The organism is Mangrovibacterium sp., assembly GCF_059905295.1.
Genome location: NZ_JBZQJF010000322.1, coordinates 1 through 4641, shown reverse-complemented (window position 1 = coordinate 4641; position 4641 = coordinate 1). Strand labels below are relative to the sequence as shown.

General features: G+C 41.7%; 3 protein-coding genes. All 3 read right to left on the bottom strand.

Going from position 1 to position 4641, the window contains the following annotated elements; translation table 11 throughout:
• Nucleotides 1-26: 26 nt before the first annotated feature.
• On the bottom strand, nucleotides 27-1781 hold the full coding sequence (locus tag AC37HE_RS16310) for a tetratricopeptide repeat protein (protein ID WP_500784077.1): 1755 nt from the start codon (nucleotides 1779-1781) through the stop codon (nucleotides 27-29).
• Nucleotides 1782-1840: 59 nt separating this feature from the next.
• Nucleotides 1841-2482 carry a deoxynucleoside kinase gene (locus tag AC37HE_RS16305; RefSeq protein WP_500784075.1) on the bottom strand — a complete coding sequence of 214 codons (642 nt, stop codon included), beginning with the start codon at nucleotides 2480-2482 and terminating at the stop codon, nucleotides 1841-1843.
• A 79-nt stretch (nucleotides 2483-2561) separates the two neighbouring features.
• A partial coding sequence (locus AC37HE_RS16300; protein ID WP_500784073.1) for a prolyl oligopeptidase family serine peptidase occupies nucleotides 2562-4641 on the bottom strand: 2080 nt, incomplete at its 5' end.

Here is a 4641-nt window from a genome sequence, read left to right as displayed (position 1 = left end):
CTTTCTTTTGTATTGTGAAACGTGAATTACTTCACGATGTTTTGGAAACGAGCGTCGTTGAAATATTTTGCGAATTCCAGGTCAGTCGCAATTGTCGATTTCAATTCAGGTTTCATAGAAACCGCTTTCTCCAGGCTATCGTACATCAGGTTTTCTTTTGCAGTACGAGCACCTACAACAGCTTTGAAATATTCTGACATGTAGCAACCTTTCCATGTGCAAGCATCCAATGCTTTCAATGCACCGGCGTTATCGCCAACCATGATTTTAGCTAAACCTTCGTTTGGTGTATTCGATCCGTCTAACAGTTTAACGGCTTTTTCATATTCACCTTTTTTGATCGCTACAATACCCAGGTTGTTGTTTACTTCAGGGCCAGCTCCGGAAGCAGCACCGAACAATTCTTCAGCTTTATCAGTATTACCTTCAACCAAAGCGCAAGCACCTAAGTTGTTTTTGATGATTGGTTCGGCAGGAGCCAAGGATTCAGCTTTCTCGAACAATGGTTTAGCATCAGCAAAACGACCTTGTTGAGCCAATACCATACCTTGGTTGTTGTAACCTCTCCAGTCGTTTGGATAAATATCCGACATTGAACCGTAGATCATCAGTTTTTTGTCTTTATCCTGTGCTAATGTACCAGCATACAACAATTCAGCAGGGTTCAGTTCACTTGGGTTGTTCATGGCCAGGTCCATGATTTCTTCATCAGTTTTACCAATCAACTCAACGTTAGCGGTAATTTTTGCACGACGCAATTGAGGAAGAATTTGTTCTGCAACAGCAGTAAATGCTGAAGACAAGTTTTTGATTTCGCGTTCACGAACTTCAGGATCTGAATACATAGACAATACACGAAGGATCAACTCCTTGTCCTGAATATCCGATTTTTCCATCAACTCTTTGAAACCCTCCCAGTCTTCAGGGGTAAATTTCGATTTCAATTCAGCTTCAACTTTTTCTTTTTTCAGCTGATTTTCCATGTATTTAGTTGAAGTACCTTCCCGTTTTTCAGAAAGTTTCGTGTTGAAGTCCAATCCACCATCTGGAGATGCATAAGCTGAAACCTCAACTGATTTCAATTCTTTACGGTCAGCATCGTAAGCATCTTTAGTGTATTCCTTCAATTTCTCGATATCTTCTTTTTTCAATTCACTGTTTCTAAGAACAGCTTGATTGATCAGGAATTTGATATCAGTTGTATACGCTTCAGGAACGATACGTTGAAATTCGTCGATGTTTGGATCGTAAACACCGGTTGTGTTTTTCTCACGTTGTACACCCAGGATTGTGAAAGGGTAGTTAACAACTAAAGTAGGTGTTGCAAGCACTCCATCGGCAACTTTGATTGGTGCGAAATCAACGCTTTTACTACCTTTTTTGGCAGTCATACGAATTTCCAACTCCGACTTTCTCATGTCGTCAGTAAAAGGAACAGCATCCTTATAGCTGAAGTTTCCACCATTTGCGTAGCTAATTACTTTATTATTAGCCATCACACTTTCCCCTTGAACAGTTACCGGTTCGAAAGCAGTTTCGCCGCCTTCATATTTCAATACCGGAGTAGCAACAACAGTCGCTTTTTTCACGAAATATTTAGACGGAAATACGCCATCAATAGCAACATCAACGTTGCCGGCATTTGTTTCCAATACCTCAGGAGTTACTTTAAAGCTGATGTCATCAGCATTTTTCTTCATTTTTTGCAGACTTGCACAGCTCGATAAAACCACCGAAGCTATAGCAACAGAAGCTAGTGATTTAAAGTTAAAATGTTTCATTTGTAGCACTATTAAATTGATTAGTTTTCCAACCTCCACGAATATACAAATTTTGATCGCTATTCGTTTAAAATTACCCGATTTATGCCGGATGCATGGCGATTATCAAAGATGATACCAAGAATTTTTTTGTAGTCTTCCTCCCTTCCCACAAAATCCACCTTATTCGTATCAATCAACAGGATAGGAAAATCGTGCTGCTGCCTGAAATAGCTGAAGTAGCCTTTCTCAATTTGAGAAAGATATTCCAACTTGATAGCCTGCTCATATTCTCGACCTCTTTTACGGATATTTTTTAAAAGGTTTTCAGGACGCACATGCAAATAGACGTACAAATCGGGCTTTGGAAGTTTATCGTATATAATATTGAAGAACCGATGATAAAGATTGTATTCATCATCGTTCAAAGTTGTTTGAGCAAAAATCAGACTTTTCACAAAGTAGTAATCAGAAACCAGAAATGAACTGAACAGTTCAAAATCGCGGATATTCCGACTCAACTGGTTGTACCGATCAGCCAGGAAGGACATCTCCAGCGGGAAAGCATATTTATCCTGCTCCTCATAAAATTTCGGCAAAAACGGGTTATCTGCGAAACCTTCAAGCAAAATACGAGCTCCGTAATCGCGGGCAATCATCTTACTTAAGGTCGTTTTTCCCGAGCCGATATTTCCTTCAATGACTAAATAATTGATATCCATAGACAAAAAAATCCCGGGGATAAATTGGCCCCGGGACTCAAAAATACAATTTATAAAACGGTTTGCCGAACGTATAGGCTTACAAATTCATTCCTAAATGGTAGAAGGTAAATGCCCATACATCGGTATATTCTTCAATTATTTTCGCGGTTGGTTTACCGGCACCGTGGCCCGCCTTTGTTTCAATCCGAATGAGTGTTGGTAACTCGCCTGCATTATACTCCTGCAAGCGGGCAGCATATTTAAACGAGTGTGCCGGCACTACGCGGTCGTCGTGATCGGCCGTTGTTACCAAGACTGCCGGATATTTGCCACCTTTTTTGATATTGTGGTAAGGCGAATAGGCATAGAGATAGTCGAACATCTCCTTACTATCGTCGCTGCGGCCGTAATCGCCGGCCCAGGCCCAACCAATGGTAAAATACTGGTAGCGCAACATATCCATCACACCGACTGCAGGCAAGGCCACTTTAAACAAATCGGGACGCTGATTTACCACTGCTCCTACCAGCAACCCTCCGTTTGAGCCCCCCATCAGAGCAAGCTTCTGTGGATTTGTATAATTGGATGAAATCAGGTATTCAGCAGCGGCAATGCAATCGTCGAATACATGCTGTTTTTGCATTTTCGTACCGGCCTTATGCCAGTCTTCACCATATTCGCCTCCACCACGCAGGCTGGCAACAGCCAAAACGCCACCGTTTTCCATAAATACCATTCGGGTAGAAGAATAGGCTGGTGTCAAACTAATATTGAAACCACCATAGCCATATAGTAAAGTCGGATTGTTACCATCCAGTACCAGGTTCCTTTTGTGCACAATAAACATCGGTACGTGCGTGCCGTCTTTCGACTCGTAGAACTTTTGCTCTACAACAAAATCATCCGGGTTGAAGGATACCGTTGGCCGGAAGAACAAACTCAGCTCTTTGGTTCTGAAATCATACTTATAAACCTCGCCCGGAGTATTAAAGGAGGTATAACTAAAGAATGCTTCTGCGTCTTCCTTTTTCCCTGAGAATCCGCCAACCGAACCAATACCCGGCAATTGCAGATCGTAATCAAGTTTACCATCCATCGTGTAAACCTCAACAACATTATGGGCATCCTTCATATATTGGGCAACAATTTCACCGCCATTAAATGAAACTGATTCCAAAACATTCTCCTGCTCCGGAAGAACTTCGGTCCAATTCTCTTCGGCGGGTTTGTCAAAGTCAATCTTCACCAAGCGGTATTTCGGAGCTTTGTAATTGGTCAGCACATAAAGATCGTTTCCAACATTATCAACCAAGTTGAAGTCGTATTCATAATCGGTCATCAACGGCATAAAATCAGACTCCGGCTGAATCAGATCTTTCACGAAAAGGGCATTGCCACTGGTTCCCTGGCTCGATGACAAGGTTAGGAAACGCTTATCCTCCGTTACACCTGCATTGAACATTCGCTTAGGATGCTCCTGATCTGCCTTCACCAGTATATCTTCGTTTTGGCTGGTACCAATTTTATGGTAGTATACCTTTTGATATTCGTTTGATTTGGAGAGCTCACTCCCGGCCTCCGGTTCATCATAACGGCTGTAAAAAACACCCCCGTTATACCAGGATAGTCCGGAAAATTTAACCCACATCAGGTGGTCTTCGAGTAGCTTACCGGTTTCAATATCTTTTACAAAAACTTCGTTCCAATCGGAGCCACTTCGGGCGATCGAGTACACTAAATACTTGGCTTTGTCTGATATTTCGACATCACTCAAAGCAACAGTACCATCCTCCGACAAGGAATTCGGGTCCAGTAAAACATCCGGTTCTCCTTCCAAAGAGTCAGTCATAAATAACACACTCTGGTTTTGAAGACCATCATTTTTGAAGAAGAAATATTTACCACCTTTTTTAAAGGGAGTTGTTACTCGTTCGTAGTCCAGCAGTTCGGTTAACTCCTTACCTATTTTTTCACGACCAGGTAGTTTATTTAAATAATCGAAGGTTACATTATTCTGAGCTTCAACCCATGCTTCAGTTTCGGCCGAAGTATCATTTTCCAGCCAACGATAAGGGTCTTCAACAGTTGTTCCAAAGTAATCGTCAGTTACCGCTTCTTTCTTTGTCTCGGGGTAACTTAGTTTTTGTGTACAGGAAGCCATAAGCAACACAGTAAAT

Excerpts from the sequence above, each read along its gene's own strand:
- AC37HE_RS16310 (WP_500784077.1), bottom strand. The coding sequence starts at position 1,781 with ATGAAACATTTTAACTTTAAATCACTAGCTTCTGTTGCTATAGCTTCG.
- AC37HE_RS16305 (WP_500784075.1), bottom strand. The coding sequence starts at position 2,482 with ATGGATATCAATTATTTAGTCATTGAAGGAAATATCGGCTCGGGAAAA.